This is a genomic window from Candidatus Limnocylindrales bacterium, from assembly GCA_035559535.1.
GTDB lineage: Bacteria > Moduliflexota > Moduliflexia > Moduliflexales > JAUQPW01 > JAUQPW01.
Genome location: DATMBG010000033.1, coordinates 55,381 through 73,538 on the forward strand (window position 1 = coordinate 55,381; position 18,158 = coordinate 73,538).

The window sequence follows — 18,158 nt, forward strand, 5'->3', positions numbered from 1 at the left end:
GAGTAAGATTCCTTGAAAACAATCCGCGTTCATCTGGCTAAACACGTTGATCATTCCTATGACCTTAAAATCGGCTCGGGGTTACTTTTTCAAGTGGGACAGGATCTAAAAAATAAACCCCTTGCAGATCGTTATGCCCTTATCACAGATTCTGAAGTGGCCCCTATTTTCGGAATCCCATTGCTAAAGGATTTTCAAAAAAAAGGTTTACACGTTACGCTTATTACTTTCCCGGCCGGAGAGGAATACAAAACCCGTGAAACTAAAGCTTACCTGGAGGATGAGATGTTCCGCCAGGGTTTTGGTCGAGACTCGGCCATTATCGCTCTGGGGGGTGGGGTGGTCGGAGATATGGCCGGTTTTGTGGCTGCCACCTATAATCGGGGGATTCCCTACATCCAGATTCCTACCACCCTGCTGGCCCATGTGGATAGCAGTATCGGAGGTAAAACGGCAGTAGATGTCCCCTGGGGAAAAAATCTGGTAGGCGCCTTTTACCAACCTGCAGCCGTTTATATCGATATAGATACTTTAAAAACCCTTCCCCTTCGACAGATAAAGGCCGGCCTGGCTGAAATCGTAAAATATGCCGTGATTCAAGATCGATCTCTCTTCGATTACCTCCAGGAGAATCAAGACAAAATCTTAAACTTAGAAAGTGAACCGATCATTTATATCATCGGACGATGTTGCGAAATCAAAGCTTATGTGGTTGAGCAAGATGAACGAGAGGGGGACTTGAGAAAGATCTTAAACTATGGTCATACCATCGGACATGCCATTGAGGCCCTTTGTCAATATCGGATCCTCCATGGAGAGGGCGTGGCTATAGGTATGACAATAGAAAGCCGTATCGCCCAAGAACTGGGCTATTTAACCGAAGAAGAGGTTCGTTGCCAGAGGAGTTTGTTAGAAGCTTTCGGGCTTCCGGTCACCCTTCCTTCCCATTTAAACCCCCAGGAAATTATTCAGGCTACTACTTTAGATAAAAAAGCCCGGGGAGGGAAAGCAGAATATGTTTTACCCAGAAAAATAGGGGAAATGGTCACTATCAACGGTCGTTATGGAATTAGAGTAGACGACGAGATAGTCAGAAAAGTCCTGAGCCATCCAAACTGAAATCCGAAGAAAATTTCTAACTTACTCCTTGACAGAGCATAACGAAATAGCTTATAAGGTTAAAGTAGAAAATGGGTGCTTAGCTCAGGGGTAGAGCGCTGCCTTCACACGGCAGAGGTCACTGGTTCGAAACCAGTAGCACCCACTCTCCTTTCCTCCCCCTCCGGATTCGATAGAGTGAAACATTTCGCTTAGACACATTACCAACATCCTTAGAGAAGTTTGTAAGCTTGCATTTTGTCAGGTTTTTTCTAAAGTCCCTGGATTGAAAGATTTGAAGAAGATGCAAACGGTTTACAGGATAGGGAAACGGTTCTCAAGAGTCGAGAAACTGATACTTATATTACTTCTCGTACTTTTCTCCTTTCCGATGAAAATTTCTGGTCAAGAGACGACCGAGGATATTCCCCAACCTAAGGAAGAAGAGTTGATCCCTTCCCCCGATAAAAAACGAGCCCTTGCCATTATTTGTCGTGCTGGACGACCCGAGCTTTGGGTCATGGAGATGGATAAAACCCAGAAAAGACAGATAAGCAACCTGGGAAAAGACGAGGGAGTAAAGTCGGCCGTTTGGTCTCCTGATGGAGAATTGATTGCATTTGTGAGTTATAATCTGGGTGGCCATAGCCCCCTGACCACGACCCATGTATGGGTTGTCCGATATGATGGAAGTGGTTTAAAAAAAGTAACCCTGCCAAAGCCGAACGAACGGTTTTCAACCTACGACCCTCAATGGAAAGATAACGAAACTTTAATAGTTAAAGCCATAACGCTGCCGGATTTCTCAGAATCTAAATATTTGTACTCTTATAGAACCGAAAAAATCAAGAAAATCACGTCGGAAAAGGAGAAAGATAAATGAAGCAAAACTCCCTCTGGGTCATTCTGCTGCTTCTCTTGGACATCCTGGCTTCAGAACCTGTATTTTCTCAAACGGAGGGATATACCTCCTTATCGGCTGATCAACTGGTCGGTAATGTATATGGAACTGTAACCGATGCGGTCACTTCAAAACCTATTCCCGATGCAGACATTTTTCTTCTGGATCCTTCTACCCGGCGAGGTCCCACAGATTATGTTATTCATACCGATAAAGGAGATATCCCGTTGCCTCCACTTCAATCGGCCGTAAGGGCTGGAGTTACCAATAAACAGGGTGAGTTTCTCATTAACTCTGTTCCTACTCCTTTTCCTTTCAAGTTATATACCATTGTCATAAGAGCTTCTGGATATAATCCCTGTGTGATTGATCAGGCTCGTGTCCTTCCAGGGGCCGCCATGTCTTTGAAAGTGACCTGCAGATTAACCAGGGTAACGCGGGGAATCCAAACTGCTATCCTGTTCAAAGGAGATGATCCCAGGGCACCTGTACGGTATCGGCATCAAGAAGTTGTGGTCAGGGCGATTCCAAAGGTACGTGGGCTGGAGCGTAAGGGATTGGGATATCAGATCTTTGCCACCCGGGAAGGTCTTGTGGGGGGCACTACTGCAAATGGCCATGTCATCAAGCCACGGGATCATTTTGTTGCCCTGCCCTCTTACCGGGCACTGAACGCCAACGACCGTACCTATGACTTCCAGGTTAGATTAACCTATAAAGGCAGGTCCGTAGTGGCACCGGTTTGGGACGTGGGACCCTGGAATATTTTCGATGATTATTGGAATCCGGAAAATATCCGAGAGATTTACAAACACCTGCACCATGGGGGTAAACCGGGTTTAGGCCCAGGAGTACCCCAGGCCCAGGCAGCATACCTGCAAGGTTATAATGGAAGATGGAGTGGAGACTTCGGAAATAATAAGGATTTTCAGGTGGTCCGAAATCCGGCCGGCATCGATCTGGCCGATGGAACTTTCTGGGATGATCTAAAAATGAAAGATAACGATTGGATTACGGTGGAGTTTCTCTGGAGACCGGATGTCAGAGTAGGAAGCCAGGTCCAGACGACCACAGGGTTGAACGTACGATCAACCCCAGCAGGGACCCGGATAGGTCAGGTGCCTAAAGGTGCCCGTGGAACCCTCACAGGAGGTCCAGAAGGAGCTTCTTACCTGGGGACCTTCTATGTATGGTGGAAGATTCGATGGGATAATGGCCTTACAGGATGGTCTGTAGAAAATTGGCTGACGCCCTATAAACCGGTCGCATCAAAGCAGCTTTTCGACTTTAATCAAGATAACCAAACAGACATTCTGTGGCAACTCCCGGATGGACGTATCTACGTATGGTTTATGAAAGGAACCACCCAAAATGGAGGGAATTATCTTACTCTCACCCCCTTTGATTCGAGCTGGAAAATCGTCGCCACAGGAGATTTTAACCAAGATGGACAGGTGGATTTGATCGGACAAAATAAGACAGGTTTACTCTACCTGTGGTTTATGAAGGGTATCCTGGGAAGTAGCGGCAGGTATCTCAATACCAGCCCAACCGATTCAAACTGGCAAATTGTTGCTACCGGGGATTTCAACGGGGATGGACAGACGGATATTCTCTGGCAACATAAAGATGGATGGCTCTATGTCTGGTTCATGAAGGGAATTCTTCAGAATGGAGGGACTTATTTGAACCCTAATAGAAACGATCCAAGCTGGAAAATGGTGGGAATCGGAGATTTTAATCAGGATAACTCTCCAGATATCCTCTGGCAACATCTGAATGGACGTATTTACCTATGGCTCCTGAAGGGTACAACCCTACAAAAAGGCGTTTACCCCAATCCCAATCTGTTGGATTCAAACTGGAAGGTCATCGGAACAGGAGACTTCAACCAAGACGGTCAACCTGACCTCCTCTGGGAGGATAAGAACGGTCGACTGGTCATATGGCTTATGAATGGAACCACCTTAAATCGAAGTGTTTCTCCCAGCCCAGGCTCAGTTAATTCCACCTGGAGGGCGATCGGCCCCAAATAGAAAATCTTTTCCTTGACGTAGATCTTCCACACGCCATAAATTAACCCTAGTTCTATTTACTGTTTCTTTAATCCTGTTTGCGAACTTTGTACTTTCTCCATAAAACTTTATCCTCATAAGTTAGAGAAGAAGGGTATAAAGAACGCGAAAATAAGAAATATCAGAAACGTATTAAAACAAGATAGATATGGAAACAGAGGATTTCTATAAAAACCTTCGAAAGAAAGTCCAGGATTGGGCAGCCCATGAAGGAAAAAACAGTAAATGGATAGAATACGTCCTGTTGGCACCGGATTTATTCTATCTACTCTGTAAGCTCATGTTCGATTCAAGAGTTCCATCAGGCCATAAAGCGAAACTTGGCCTTGCTCTGGCCTATTATGTCTCTCCTGTGGATGTTATTCCTGAGTTCCTGCTAGGCCCCTTGGGATACCTGGATGATATTGCCGTCAGTGCTTATGCTTTAAACCTGATGTTGAATACCCTGGATCCAAATATTATAAAAGAAAATTGGCCTGGAGAAGGAGACATCCTGGAATGGGTCAAAAAAATTGTGGCTCAAGCCGATCAGATGGTGGGGAGCGGTCTATGGAATAGAATCAAGCAGAACCTGGAATCAAAATAAACCTTTCAGGTTTTAAAATAAAAGCAAATTAGACCAGCTTACCTGTGGGTTTTGCAAGAGGACCGGAAAGAGATCTAAAGAGAATTATCTTATCTTTTCCTCTACCTGATAGATACCATTGTTCTGGATGACAAGATAACGAAGCTCATTTGGAGAATCAAAGATAATCCCTCCCCTCGGAGGGGTAAAGATAAAATCATAAGGTTTTCTTTCCTGTCCGTCCACAACGAGAAACAATTTATTTCCTTCCTTAGCCACATAAACCACATGCCGGCTGTCGGGACTGAAAACAGGTGTACCCGTTGAGATGCTTTCGTAAACTTTTCCCTCTTTTCCATCTACAACAACAAATTGTTTATTTCCCACCCCGGCACGATAAGCCATACGCTGGCTATCCGGGCTGAAGAGAAGAGGGTATCCAATTCTGTCATAGGATTTTCCTTCCTCTCCATCTACTACTACAAACCATTTATCGCCTTGTTTAGCTCCGTAACCGATCCGCTTACCATCCGGGCTAAAAACCGGCGTGTCCTCTAAAAGGTCATCATAGGGCTTTTGCTCTCTTCCATCTATAACCACAAAACGTCTCCGATCATCTATAACTTTATAGGCAATGTGTCGGCTATCCGGACTAAAGATGGGAGTATCTACCTCGATTCCATCGTAGAGGGTTCCTTCTTTTCCATCCACGACCATCACCCACTTATCGTTTACCTGAGCTACATAAGCCAGGTGCTGGCTGTCCGGACTGAAAGTGAGAGAACCTGCGGCAATGGCCTGGTAAGGCTTTCCTTCCTTTCCATCCACAACCACGAACCATTTTTCGCCTTCCTCAGCCGCATAGGCAAGATGTTGGCTATCCGGGCTGAAAACAAAATTACTTCCAATGCTATCGTAAAGTTTTTCTTCTTTTCCATCCACGACGACAACTCGCTTATCCTTTATACGGGCATTATAAGCGAACCGCCTGCTATCCGGGCTGAAGATAAAATTGCTTCCAATGCTATCATAAAGCTTTCCCTCTTTTCCATCGATGACTAAAGTCCATCGATCCCCTATTCTGGCTCCATAAGCTATCCGTTGACCGTCTGGACTAAAAAGAATCTTACCGGATCCAATATCATCGTAGGGTTTCTGCTCGCTTCCACTTACAACCACAACTCCTTTAAGACCCTTTCTGACTCCATAGGCTACCTGCCTGCTATCCGGACTAAATACGGGATTACCCTCGCCAATAGCATCGTAAGGTTTTTCTTCTTTTCCATCTATAACCACGGCCTGTTGCCCCCCTACTCTAACGATATAGGCAATTCGTCTACCGTCCGGACTTATCTTAAAAGACCCTGGTATCCAGGAAGAAGGATCAATCTGAACAATAAATTTTTCAAATAATCCTTCCTGAGATTTTTCCTCCGCCCAGACCTCTAAAGCTATACAGAGAAGAAAAATAGATAATCCCCCTATGATACGCTTTCCAACCATGCCCTTAGAACCTCCTCTTCCACCCACGATAGCCTCTCATCTATCTAAAACAGCCCTTTAAAGGTTAAAATTGATCTCCTTCGAGCAAAGAGAAAATAATGTACAGAATATACTCCGCAAAATGTCAAAGTCAATATAAAAAATGACCTGCCCACCTGAGCTGATTTTTTCATTTGTTGAACAATACTCTCCTAAAACTGGAATAATTCAGATTTCCCCATTAAATTTAGTGTTAGTGTGATGAGCTATGAACAATAGTGCAAAAAGGCAGCGATGGATTTTGGAAGAGCAACCTTGAAGTTGTTTGAGATATGGTCGGTTTGAGCAGAAATTCGAGGAAAACCTATTTATTAGGATGCTGTGTCTTTATTGCCGTAATAAACTCCTCAAGGCATTTGTTAACTTAGTATACAAATACTAGTATTAAACCGGTGATTAACAAACGTATCTTTAGAGTTTGTCCCAGAAAACGAGATATCCTTGGAAATTTTCCATTTTAGGGCTTTACATTGTCCTCACATTATCAAAACTTAGTTGTTGTCTAGAAATTTATCATTATTTATTAATGATAGTATTGATAATCACTATTATGATAATAACCAATCCTCTATTGTAGGACATTATCGCCTCAAAATTCTGAATTGGGCTCCTGGTATCTGGCTTTACTATACCTTAAACTTGTCCAATTTTTGGGCTGTTATACGTGATACTCTGTCTCATTATCTACTTATCATTGTTATCTGTATGGGAATGATAGGGTTAATCTTACAGCAGTCTAAATATATGGAGAGAACCTTACTTTTATTTTGGTTCGTAAGCTCTATAGGATTTATTACCTATAGCTATCTAGGTCAGATCCTCCCGAGAAATAAGGTACCTATCCCAAGTATAGTTCCTGGATACCATTTTTTATTTTATTTAAAAGCTCTAGAATCGATCTTATTTGGTTATGGAATGGTTACTATCAGTCGGTTTATCGTTGTTTTAATTAAGTCTCTGATACTATTTGTTAACAGATCGTTCTTTATAAGAATCCCGCTTAAACCGTGGTATGAAAAAACAGTTCTATGTTTGTTAATCCTAGTTGCTTTTGTAAAAGTTTATCCATCGTACCTATCTCGGGAAGATTTTACTGCATTCCGTATCTTGGCTCAACAGATGAGCCAAAAACAGGATATGAAAGCCTTTATTTGGATTCGAGAACATACTCAGCCAACGGATGTCTTTTTAGCTCCCGATGATTTAGCCCTGTTCCTGGTGGGAGCATCCGGGCGTAAAGTGATTGCTGTGGATGGCTTTTTTTCAAATCCTTATGTAGATTGGTCCTCTCGTGTTTTTGATAGAAATTTAATGCTTAACTACTTAAAAAACGGGGATTTTGAAGGGTTTTGTATGTTAGCTCTTAAGCATCATGTCACGTATATGGTTACCTACAATGATCAATCTCAGTACATAAATGACTCTACCTCATCTTTTCTACGCAAAGAATTTTCGAGTGATAAAACAAGCATTTATGGGGTTCTAGGATGTCCCAAAAATCCATAAATTCTCCTTTTACTTAAAGACTACTTAAAACAGGATTTCTATGGTACTTTTTACCGGTAATGTATGGCTATATACAAACGATATTACTCGTACTAAAATCAAACGATATACTATGGGGACATCGGGTTTGATATTTAATGGAAAGACTATAATATCTATCCCTCGAAAGTCATGAGAACGTTCACGTAGAATATACACCCTCTGCTGGTTTCTACCAAATGTTAGCGGGATATTATACAGGATCAGGAGGAACTGCAATTGATTATCTTTACAGGTATGGGGGAGATACCTGGTTTTACTATGCAACTGTTTTGTCATCTACAGGTTTAATCGGGATGCCAGCCGCGCATCCTAACACCTTTCATAAGGTTTATTTTGCTTGGTTTGATGCACAAGGCTACCCAGAGATCTATTATACGAGTTGGTAACTATAACAAGTGCAATCATAAAATTTTTATTGACTTCCATAGATAGACTCCTTACCCTAATTCTTGAGTCTTAAGGCCTTTAAACAGGATTAACTTTTTACCAGGAGGTGCTTTTATGTGCTGGGAGTGGGAAGAAGAAATTTATAGAAATTGGCTAAAAAACCGAATTCAACAAGAACAAAAACAGGATCAGATGGAAGAAAAAGAGGTTGAGGAGATTTCCGAGGTAAAGGAAAAACAGGTTCGTTCAGATGCTCCCATCTATAGATACTTAAAATCCGATCTGGATACCAAAAATGAAAGTAGACGGAAATCCGTAAAAACCCATTAGCCTCTTAAAATCGGTTAGAACCACACCAGAAACCCGTTTTCTTAGATTTTGGATAACTACCTGATTAATGAAAACGGGTTTCTCAATCCTTTTTCCAGTCCAAAAGAAGCTATGATTGTGGATGGTCACACCCATGTTTGGAGATATCCCGAGCACTTAAGCGATGAATTTGTCTACGATGCTTCCCATGTCGGTGGGATTCCTGGAGGACAACAAGAAAAGATAAACCCCATTATGAATATAAACCTGGACGATCACTGGAAGGCCATGGAGCCGGTAGACAAAGCCATTGTAGTGGCTTTTAAAAGTAATCATTTAAAGGTCCATGTGCCCAATGAATATGTGGCTCAGTACGTGCAAATACATCCAGATAAGCTTATCGGTTTTGCCTCGGTAGATCCCCACGATCCAGATCCTATAGCAGAGATAGAACATGCGGTTGAAGATCTGGGTCTCAAGGGGCTTAAGCTCTCCCCTATTTATCAAAATGTCCCTCCAACGGATCCCGGCCTGCTCCGAATTTTTGGAAAAGCCGAAAAACTGGGATTACCTGTTCTTATCCACCAAGGAGCTACTTTTCCCAGGCGGGTTAATCTCAAAAATGCCCTTCCAGTTCTCCTGGAAGACGTTGCACTTCAGTTTCCCGACTTGAAGATGGTTATTGCCCACTTGGGTCATCCCTGGGAAGTAGATACCCTTGTTTTAATCCGAAAGCAGCCGAATCTCTATGCGGATATCTCAGCCCTTTATTATCGCCCCTGGCAGCTTTACAATTCCCTGATATTAGCCATGGAATACGGGGTGACCCACAAGTTAATATTTGGCTCCGATTATCCCTTCACTACCCCGGCCAGTACCATCCGGGCTCTCTATGAACTTAACAACCTGGTGGAGGGGACCCGATTGCCTAAAATACCCAAAGAAGTGCTGGATGGAATTATCTATCGGGATAGTCTGGCCCTTCTGAATCTTACTGTTCCATAATTGGAAACCAGGAGTTAGGAACCAGCCTATACCGGCTTCTGATTTCTGAATAACCCAGATGGCCCAAATGAAAAACCTTATCTATGAAGAGATTGAAGTTGGAGAGGACCTGGGTCCTTACCAGCATCCTTTAACCAAACAACTGGTTCAAAAATACTGTGCCGCCATAGATAGTACTTATCCCTGGCAGATCCTCGAGAACTCTACGCCCATCCCTGTTGTTCCCCCTACCCTGATAGGTAATCTTTCTTTTCGTCTACTTGAAACCAAATTTTATCGACAACCTGGAACCATCCATGCAAGTCAGGAGATGAAGTTTTTCCGTCCCATTCGCCTGGATCGTAAGCTTTTCTCCAGGGGAAGAATGTTGGATAAATATATAAAACGGGGTAAGCGATGGGTGGTCTATGAAGCTTATTTTTACCATGAAGACGAGCAGGACTTGGGATACAGTCGGATAACCGAGGTTCTACCTGGCTTTGTCAGGGAGCCAGAAGAACATAGAAACCCTATCGAACCCAGGGACGCCCAGACGCCGAGACGCATGAATTTCGAGCTACCCTCCACGTCCCAGGGTATTTCGGCTCCGGGTACCGTTCTCGGACCCGTTATTCGAAAGATCACCCAGGAAAAAATGACCGCCTACTCCGAGGATAGCCAGACCGCCCAACGAGGTATTTCCATTCATATCCACGAAGAAGTAGCCCGGAAAGCAGGTTTAAAAGGAACTGTGGCCCAGGGTCTTATGTTTGTGGATTACATTTCGGAATTGATGGCCCAAACCTTCGGAATGGGTTGGATCCAGCATGGAGAGCTTTCTGTTAAATTTATTGCATCGGTTTATGCTGGTGATGAAATTACAGCCAGGGGAGTGGTTAAGGAACAAGTTATCGAAGGCACATATCCCCGGACCCTGGTTGAAGTCTGGTGCGAGAATCAGGCAGGACAAAAGGTAACCGTAGGAATTGCCAGTGCCATCAACCCTCAACCATGAACAATCCCTAGGTAAGAATTCTTCACCCCTTACCTCTTTCGCTTTTGTATGGTTACAGATCTAAATCCCATGTTTAATCCCAGCTCTGTGGCGATTATAGGAGCTTCCGATGATCCTCTGAAGATAGGATATCGGCCCGTCCAAAATTGTCTTAAATTCGGCTTTAAGGGGAAGCTTTTTCCCATTAATCCCAAATATACAACGGTCGCTGGAGTGCCCTGTTATCCCCATCTTAACGAAATCAAAGAGGAGATTGATCTGGTCGTCATTTCGGTTCCGGTTAATCAGGTCCTGAAGGCTTTAGAAGACTGTATAAACAAAGGGGTCAAAGCCGTAGTAATTTACAGCTCGGGCTTCTCAGAGATAGGAGAGGCTGGAAAACGGATTCAGGATCAGATGCGAGAACTTATCCGGACCGGTGGTTTGAGAGTTTGCGGCCCGAATTGCCAGGGAATTGCAAACCTTTACACAGGTCTGAATGTATCCTTTTCTACATGTTTCCTTCGCTATGGGGCTAAACCGGGTCCTTTGGGATTGGTTACCCAGAGTGGGATGGTAGGTGGCATTATTTACCCCCTAGGACTTGAACATAACCTGGGGTTCAGTTATTGGATCAGTATTGGCAATGAAGTCGATTTGGATTTTGCCGATTGTGTAACCTATCTGGCTCAGGATGAAAATACCCGGGTCATCCTGGGTTATCTGGAAAATATGGGAGATGGTCGTAAATTACAGAGAGCCGTCCAGATAGCCCATCAACAAGAAAAACCTGTCATAATAGTTTTAGCCGGAAGGACTGAGGTAGGGGCCCGGGCAGCTCTTTCCCATACAGGGTCTCTGGCCGGAGATGCCCGACTCACAGATGCAGTTTTGAAACAGATGGGAATTCTGCGGGTTTACGACCTTCAAGAACTTATGGATAGTGCCAACTTATTGGCCCGATCCATAGGAGGGAAAAGTAAGGCAGCAAGGTTGACAGATTGTAATTCTGCTTTAATCCCCCACCACCCCAAGTCTCATCGACCAAAACTTCCGAAGGGGAGACGGGTTGGGATTATAACGAACTCCGGAGGAACCGGTGTAATGATGGCAGATACCTGTGTGGATTTGGGATTGGAAGTACCCTCCTTCTCGGAAGATCTCCAAGAGAAAATTGCCCAGATTATTCCGGTTTTCGGATCTCCCCGTAACCCTATCGATATGTCTTTAGCGATGCTGGATCAACCGGAAGTACTTCCTCGCATTGTCCGACTCCTAGATCAAGAAGGACCCGTAGACACCATCGTTGCTTTCCTGGGTATGATGGGGGGAACTTACCCCCTGGATAAAATTGTACCGGATCTCATCCACCTATCCCAAACAACCACAAAACCTTTCCTTGTGACCTGGATGGTCGGAGTTCAAGATGCCTTCCAAAATTTGCAAACCGCCGGGGTTATAATTTATAGAGATCCTACCCAATGCCTTAAAAGCCTGGCCACTCTGGTCCGGTATGTAGACCGGATTCAAGAATCTAAAGGAAATGGAGGAAAATGGGAGGGTAAGAGAACAGAAACCCGTCCAGCTACTCCCCTACCTGCTCATCTGCCTGCCCATTCATCGATTTTGGATGAACATACCAGCAAGAATTTACTGGCCGGTTATGGAATTCCATCGTGCCGGGAGAAATTAACTTCTTCGGAAGAAGAAGCGGTGCTTGCAGCTCAAGAGCTGGGTTATCCCGTGGTGCTCAAGGTTTGCTCCGCTGAGATTCCTCATAAAAGCGAACTTGGTCTGGTAAAGATCTCTCTTTCCAACCCCGATGAGGTAAGAAAGGCTTATCGAAATCTCATGGTTACCCTGGAACAGAAAGCTCCCCGGGCTAAACTTCAGGGAATCCTGGTTCAAGAAATGGTTACAGAAGGTATCGAAATGGCTTTAGGTATCGTCCAAGATCCCCGCTTCGGTCCGGTCATCTTGTGTGGATTGGGTGGGATCTTCATGGAAATTCTTAAAGACGTCAGTTGGCGAATGGCCCCTGTAAGCCCTGCCCAGGCCAGATCTATGCTCCAGGAACTTCAAGGCTATCCCCTCCTCCTCGGAGCTCGGGGGAGGCCTCCGGCCGATCTGGAAGCCCTCATAGATACTATGGTTCGATTATCTCAACTGGCTATGGAATTATCAGAAGAAGTTAAAGAAATTGATCTAAATCCCCTCATGGTTTTAAACCGGGGAAAAGGCGTAAAAGCCGTAGATGCTTTGATGATCCTTAAACCTCATCAGATCTGATCTTTACCTCTGTAGTGGGTCAAACGTCTCGTTTGACAATCTCGTTTGACAATATGGTAAAGAAATTAAATGGAAAGTAATCTTTAAGTCTGAATGAAGCACTCGTTGACAAGGATTAATAGGTATCGGTAATCCGTTGACGAAGACTTTATTTCGGTTATAATGAAAGAATCACTTGTAACTCTCAGTGGGATCCTCTTTTTCATTTTTTCCCTGACCGCTCTTTCCCTGACTGCCGACTTAACCACCTCTATACAGCCTGAGGCTCTCATAAACCATATTCGATATCTGGCCTCGGAAGACCTCAAGGGACGGTATCCTGGAACTCCAGGATCTCAAAAGGCTGTCGAGTATATCAAAGAAAAGTTTAAGGAATATGGACTCTCTCCCATTCCCTTGCCCTATATGGGGGTTAGTTTGAAATCTGTCCCTGTTTATGAGCAACCCTTTTCTATAACGATTCGGGATTTAAAAACGTTTCATCTGAATTTTAAGAAAAAGCCTTTGATTTCTCTCCATAGGGTTGAAGAAAAAAAATTTAAGAAATTCACCCCCTCCCCCCATGCAGGGAGGGTGAGGGAGGGGCTGAATCAGGCAGATAGAATAGAAAATGATGAGCGGTTTGAACGGCCGACTTTGTCATCTCCGATTCCTTTAATTTTTTCTCCGGAAGGGACCTACCAGTTGGATCCGGTTTTTGCCGGATATGGATTAATAACTTCTGGTTATGATGCCTACCAGGGCTTAACAGTTCAAAACAAGGCCGTCATCATATTGGATGAAGTCCCGGACTTTCTTAGAAGTTATTTGAGAACCCGGGGGACCCTTCCCCTTCTCTTTGAGAAGATAAAAACGGCGCAAGAGCATGGTGCTAAAGCCCTCATCTTGTATGTAGAAGCTAATTTAAATGTTTTTGCGCCCTACCTCCTATATCCGTCCCGGCTTCCAGAGCCTATGGCCCAGGAAATTAACAAAGCTCGAAAGCAGGAAAATTTCATTTCCCTGGAAATGGAGATATCCAAGATGTTGAGTAGTGTTAAGAAACCTCCCTTTGAGGTTAAGATCCCTGTAGTACTGATTCCCTACTATCCGGCGGATACCCCTGTATGGCTGGATGGGAAAACCACTTTCTCAGAGCTTAAAGAGTCCTTAGAACAAGCCTTCTCTTCCAACGGTCAAGATGTCACTTCCTCCTGGAAAGTGGATTTCTTAGAAAACTGGACCCTTGACCTGGAGATAAGATATAAGACTCAAGAGATTAAGACGACCAATGTTCTGGGATTTCTTCCAGGTCAAGATATCCAGAGCTGTAAAGGGATCCTGTTGAAATGCGCCTATGAAGTCGTCATTCTAGGAGGCCATTATGATCATTTGGGAACCAATTCTGAAGGGAAAGTTTTTTACGGGGCCGATGATAATGCATCGGGGATAGCAGCACTTCTGGAAATTGCTAAAGCCCTTTCCAACAGAAAACATGAACTCAAACGGAGCGCGTTATTTATAGCTTTTGGAGCTGAAGAATGGGGACTATTGGGATCCCAGTTTTATGTGGATCACCCGGTTGTTCCCCTGGATCGGGTGATAGCCATGCTAAATCTGGATTCTATCGGCAAAGGTAAGCCTATGGAAATCCACCTGGTAGGCTCTTCCGTTTATCCTGAGCTGGCTTCCATAAGTCGAAAATACATGGCCCAGCTCGGATTGAAGGAAGGCCCAAACCTGGATCATTTTGCCTTTGAGTATGGAACCGATCATTATCCTTTTCATCTAAAAGGAGTTCCTGCTATGGAATATTATGCCTCCAATTTTAACGAACTTCATACCCTTCAAGATACTCCGGCACGCATACAACCGGATAAAGTCGCTCAGGTCGCTAAAGTGGTTTTCCTGACCGCTTTTGACTTGCTAACCACGGGGAGAAATTAAAGAAGAAGGGAAGCATAGGAGCTTACCCTTTCTCTGATTATCTCACTTGCTCAAAATTTTGACTACCTGCCGGGTCTCTTATATCTGGCCGGTCCTTGCGCTTGCGGCTTTTGGCCTACTCCTTCATGAGTATACTTACAAAGATTTTCTCATGGATGATGCCTTTATTTCCTTTCGTTATGCGGAGAATTTGGTAACCGGGCATGGACTTGTTTTCAATCGAATCGGAGATCCCGTAGAAGGATATACCAATTTTCTTTGGACACTCCTTTTCGCCGGAGTTCTTTACCTAAAGCTGGATCCGGTCATCACCGCAAAAGTCTTTGGGAGTTTATTGAGTCTCCTGGGATTAGGGCTTACTTATCGAATAGCCCGTACCATTAATGGAAAAACGGGAGAATGGGAAGGTGGGGAAGTTGGAGAATTTGAGAATCGGAGAGAAGGGGAATCGGAGAAAGGAGGAATAGAAAATCTATGGGCAGTTTGGCCTCTTCTCTTTCTTGCTACTTCAGGATCCTTTGCTGCCTGGGCCATGGGAGGTCTGGAGACCCACCTGGTTACGGCTTTGAATCTTCTGGCTCTACAAAGTTATTTCACGGCCCATTTTCTTACTTCCGCCATCTTTTTTACTCTGGCCTCCCTTACACGCCCTGACGCCATCCTTCTGTGGGGAGCTGTTTTCTTTATGCACCTGTTTGGCCGGGTGAAGGAGAGAAGGAAAGAAAAGGAGAAGGGAAGAATAACTTCTGATTATCTTTTCCTCCTCCTCCCTTTGGGAGGATTCAGCCTGTTTTGGATATGGCGCTGGCAGTATTACGGATCCTTGTTTCCCAATACCTTCTACATGAAAACAGGTGGTGGATGGCATCAAATACTGGCAGGAGTTTTCTATCTACTGGATTATATCCTCTCCCAGGGTGGATTTTTTCCTTTCCTTCTTTTCTACTTTTTTAAATGGAATTATGACGCCTTTGATCATCGGGTTATTCTATCTCAAATAGGCCTTTACACCACCTTTATTATCTTATCTGGAGGGGATTGGATGCCGCTTCATCGGTTCCTGGTTCCCCTGCTTCCCCTGCTGGCTATCTTAAACACCGCAGCCTTTAAAGGCATTTATAGGAGGCTGATTCTTTTCCTGGAAAAGATGAATCCTCCATCCAAACCGGGAAATTGGGAAAATGGAAGAGCGAAACATGATTTATTTTCCTGTTCTTTTACTCCCTCGTCCTCCCGCTCTGCTGCCCTCCTGCTCTTTATCCTGATGGGGTTCTCCTTGATATTTCCTTTGTTGGAAACTTTAACCGAGCATCCCAGGATAATGGAAGATAGTAAGGGAGTTCAGGCCCTCGTAGAGTTTGGAAAGTGGTTGGGGAAGCAGGTTTCACCTTTTTCGCTGATAGCCGTTAACCCGGTCGGGGCTATACCCTATTATTCCCGGTTAAACACTTTAGATATGACCGGATTAACCGATTCCCATATTGCCCATCTTAAAATGGGAGGTTTACACCAAAAATACGATAGTGCTTATATTCTTAGCTATCATCCTGATTTTATTATTCTGATAGGGCGATATGATCCTGAAACCCGGGTCTACCAGGCTACCTGGGTGGGGGAGGAGGATTTATTTCATAATCCAGAATTTCAGTCTGAGTACCAACCGATCCATCAACCGGTTTTCAAATATAAAAAGGAGTATAGAATCGTCCTTTTTCAGCGCAAACCCTCGGGGTAGCTTTAGAGGATTGCCTTGTTTTCAAAGGAAGTCAGGCAAACTTCTGAGTTTGTAGGGGCGACCGGCCGGTCGCCCCTACAAAAGCTACCCCCTTTTATCCCTTCTGATACGGCTCGTTGATACTAGCGTACCGTACCACGCCGGAACATATTAACAATGGCCAGCAGAATAATGGCCCCCAGGAGGGAAACCAGTAATCCCCCCAGACTAAAATTGTTTTGATTGATTGTACCTACCCCAAATATAGGGGAGAGGAGCAATCCCCCCAGAAAAGCTCCTACAATACCTACCACAATATTAAGGAAAATACCTTGTTGTGCGTCTGTACGCATAATCAGACTGGCTATCCAACCAATGAGACCACCCACAATGAGCCAAATAATAAAGTTCATACTATCAATTCCTCCATGACTAGTTAATATAGGGTTTGACTTAAACTCCTGTTTTAACGGCTATTTCACTAAGTGGCAAAAGATATGCCAATCCCGGCTTACAAAGAACAAGGACTCGGATCTTATTACTTAGCCCTCTATACGGGACATTATCGGAGTTCTCCAGGGAGATCAAAAAGAACAGGGGGGGTATAAGTTTACCCCGCTTAGGGGAAATCTCTGGAGGAATAGCCAGGTATTTTAAAACTAAAAGGTAATCTTATTTTTTAATAAGAACTTATAACCAAAAATTTTAGGAGACAGGTGAATAAAAAAGATTTTTCTTGAAAATAGATTATTTTCTGCTATTCTTTTTTTATCTTATGGTTGATAAAGACCCCTATCAGGGATAAGGGAATTTGATCCCGAAGGGCAGACTTTAAATAGCTTTTATTTTAAACACGTGATAACCCAAAAATCTGAAGAAAAAGTTCTTTCTATTTCTGCATCGAAGGACTCCCTATGGCAAAGGCTAAGAGCTTACTTTCAACGGGATACGGTGGTTGGTTATCTTTTTATAAGCCCGGCCTTGCTTCTCCTTTTGACCTTAGTCGCTTATCCCTTCTGTATCGCCCTTTATTTTAGTGTAAGCAATACCATGGTAGGAGTTCCCGGTTCTTTCGTAGGATTCCGAAATTTTATCAATCTTCTCCACAACGATATTTTCTTACAAACCTTACAAAATTCCTTTATTTTTACCAGTGTTTCGGTTTTTTTTAAAACCATACTGGGTCTTACGCTGGCCTTATTATTAAACCAACAGCTATGGTTTAAAAAGTTCATTCGGGGCGCTGTTCTCCTTCCTTTTGTAATTCCAACTGCTTTAAGTACCCTGGGATGGTGGTGGATGTTTGATTCCCTCTATAGTGTGGTGAATTGGACCCTTTATCATCTGGGTTTACTGGGATCACCTTCTGAGCTTAACTGGTTAGGCACCCCCCACTTAGCCATGGCAGCCGTGATTATTGTAAATGTATGGAGAGGTTTACCCTTCTTTGCCATCTCTATTCTGGCAGGCCTTGTAGCTATTCCAAGGGAGTTGTACGAAGCAGCAGAAACCGATGGAGCGGGCAAAGTGAGTAAGTTTTTCTACATTACCCTTCCTCTCCTCAGACCGGTCTTAGTCATTGTGGTCCTATTTTCAACCATCTTCACTCTAAGTGATTTTAATATTGTCTATGTGTTAACCCGTGGAGGACCTATCAATTCCACCCACCTTTTTGCTACCCTTGCAAATCAGGTAGGTCTGGTTTCCGGAAATATTGGAGAAGGAGCAGCGATCTCCCTCTTTTTATTCCCTATTTTGGTCATAATTGTCTATTTTCAATTAAAAATGATCCGAAAAGAGTAATCTTATCCGTCGCCCCTTGTTAG

General features: G+C 43.9%; 14 protein-coding genes and 1 tRNA gene. 13 read left to right on the forward strand and 2 right to left on the reverse strand.

Annotated elements, in window-relative coordinates; genetic code table 11:
* Positions 1–12: 12 nt before the first annotated feature.
* From aroB to VNM22_10745, 5 genes are all read left to right on the forward strand, one after another.
* Positions 13–1,119, forward strand: a complete 1,107-nt coding sequence (gene aroB, locus VNM22_10725; protein HWP47625.1) for a 3-dehydroquinate synthase — start codon at positions 13–15, stop codon at positions 1,117–1,119.
* Between the two features lie 73 nt (positions 1,120–1,192).
* Positions 1,193–1,264 (forward strand) — tRNA-Val (locus tag VNM22_10730).
* Positions 1,265–1,489: 225 nt separating this feature from the next.
* The gene (locus tag VNM22_10735; GenBank protein ID HWP47626.1) at positions 1,490–1,981 is read left to right on the forward strand and encodes a hypothetical protein; all 492 of its coding nucleotides are present in this window, start codon (positions 1,490–1,492) and stop codon (positions 1,979–1,981) included.
* A complete protein-coding gene (locus tag VNM22_10740) occupies positions 1,978–4,035 on the forward strand; it encodes an FG-GAP-like repeat-containing protein (protein ID HWP47627.1) in 2,058 nt (685 codons plus the stop codon). Before VNM22_10735 ends, VNM22_10740 begins: the two co-directional genes overlap by 4 nt.
* Before the next feature lie 187 nt (positions 4,036–4,222).
* Positions 4,223–4,660, forward strand: a complete 438-nt coding sequence (locus VNM22_10745; protein ID HWP47628.1) for a DUF1232 domain-containing protein — start codon at positions 4,223–4,225, stop codon at positions 4,658–4,660.
* 84 nt (positions 4,661–4,744) lie between these two features.
* Here the strand turns inward: VNM22_10745 and VNM22_10750 are convergent, their stop codons facing one another.
* A complete protein-coding gene (locus tag VNM22_10750) occupies positions 4,745–6,142 on the reverse strand; it encodes a hypothetical protein (GenBank protein ID HWP47629.1) in 1,398 nt (465 codons plus the stop codon).
* 783 nt (positions 6,143–6,925) lie between these two features.
* Here VNM22_10750 and VNM22_10755 point away from each other — a divergent pair.
* From VNM22_10755 to VNM22_10785, 7 genes are all read left to right on the forward strand, one after another.
* On the forward strand, positions 6,926–7,687 hold the full coding sequence (locus VNM22_10755) for a hypothetical protein (GenBank protein ID HWP47630.1): 762 nt from the start codon (positions 6,926–6,928) through the stop codon (positions 7,685–7,687).
* A 543-nt stretch (positions 7,688–8,230) separates the two neighbouring features.
* Complete coding sequence (locus VNM22_10760) at positions 8,231–8,446, forward strand: hypothetical protein (protein HWP47631.1); 216 nt, start codon at positions 8,231–8,233, stop codon at positions 8,444–8,446.
* 48 nt (positions 8,447–8,494) lie between these two features.
* The gene (locus VNM22_10765; protein HWP47632.1) at positions 8,495–9,430 is read left to right on the forward strand and encodes an amidohydrolase family protein; all 936 of its coding nucleotides are present in this window, start codon (positions 8,495–8,497) and stop codon (positions 9,428–9,430) included.
* Between the two features lie 67 nt (positions 9,431–9,497).
* Positions 9,498–10,424 (forward strand): MaoC/PaaZ C-terminal domain-containing protein, encoded by a 927-nt coding sequence (locus tag VNM22_10770; GenBank protein HWP47633.1) that lies wholly within the window; start codon positions 9,498–9,500, stop codon positions 10,422–10,424.
* A 69-nt stretch (positions 10,425–10,493) separates the two neighbouring features.
* Positions 10,494–12,692 carry an acetate--CoA ligase family protein gene (locus VNM22_10775; protein HWP47634.1) on the forward strand — a complete coding sequence of 733 codons (2,199 nt, stop codon included), beginning with the start codon at positions 10,494–10,496 and terminating at the stop codon, positions 12,690–12,692.
* Positions 12,693–12,854: 162 nt separating this feature from the next.
* A complete protein-coding gene (locus VNM22_10780; GenBank protein HWP47635.1) occupies positions 12,855–14,618 on the forward strand; it encodes a M20/M25/M40 family metallo-hydrolase in 1,764 nt (587 codons plus the stop codon).
* A 46-nt stretch (positions 14,619–14,664) separates the two neighbouring features.
* Positions 14,665–16,353, forward strand: coding sequence for a hypothetical protein (locus VNM22_10785; protein ID HWP47636.1), 1,689 nt, complete (start codon positions 14,665–14,667; stop codon positions 16,351–16,353).
* 122 nt (positions 16,354–16,475) lie between these two features.
* On the opposite strand, the gene VNM22_10790 is transcribed toward VNM22_10785, so the two are convergent.
* Positions 16,476–16,745, reverse strand: coding sequence for a GlsB/YeaQ/YmgE family stress response membrane protein (locus VNM22_10790; GenBank protein ID HWP47637.1), 270 nt, complete (start codon positions 16,743–16,745; stop codon positions 16,476–16,478).
* Between the two features lie 442 nt (positions 16,746–17,187).
* Between VNM22_10790 and VNM22_10795 the strand changes: the two genes are divergently transcribed.
* On the forward strand, positions 17,188–18,135 hold the full coding sequence (locus tag VNM22_10795) for a sugar ABC transporter permease (protein ID HWP47638.1): 948 nt from the start codon (positions 17,188–17,190) through the stop codon (positions 18,133–18,135).
* The last annotated feature ends 23 nt before the right edge of the window (positions 18,136–18,158 follow it).

Coding starts and splice junctions, on each gene's coding strand:
- VNM22_10735 (HWP47626.1), top strand. CDS start 1,490: ATGAAAATTTCTGGTCAAGAGACGACCGAGGATATTCCCCAACCTAAG.
- VNM22_10740 (HWP47627.1), top strand. CDS start 1,978: ATGAAGCAAAACTCCCTCTGGGTCATTCTGCTGCTTCTCTTGGACATC.
- VNM22_10745 (HWP47628.1), top strand. CDS start 4,223: ATGGAAACAGAGGATTTCTATAAAAACCTTCGAAAGAAAGTCCAGGAT.
- VNM22_10750 (HWP47629.1), bottom strand. CDS start 6,142: ATGGTTGGAAAGCGTATCATAGGGGGATTATCTATTTTTCTTCTCTGT.
- VNM22_10755 (HWP47630.1), top strand. CDS start 6,926: ATGGAGAGAACCTTACTTTTATTTTGGTTCGTAAGCTCTATAGGATTT.
- VNM22_10760 (HWP47631.1), top strand. CDS start 8,231: ATGTGCTGGGAGTGGGAAGAAGAAATTTATAGAAATTGGCTAAAAAAC.
- VNM22_10770 (HWP47633.1), top strand. CDS start 9,498: ATGAAAAACCTTATCTATGAAGAGATTGAAGTTGGAGAGGACCTGGGT.
- VNM22_10775 (HWP47634.1), top strand. CDS start 10,494: ATGTTTAATCCCAGCTCTGTGGCGATTATAGGAGCTTCCGATGATCCT.
- VNM22_10780 (HWP47635.1), top strand. CDS start 12,855: ATGAAAGAATCACTTGTAACTCTCAGTGGGATCCTCTTTTTCATTTTT.
- VNM22_10790 (HWP47637.1), bottom strand. CDS start 16,745: ATGAACTTTATTATTTGGCTCATTGTGGGTGGTCTCATTGGTTGGATA.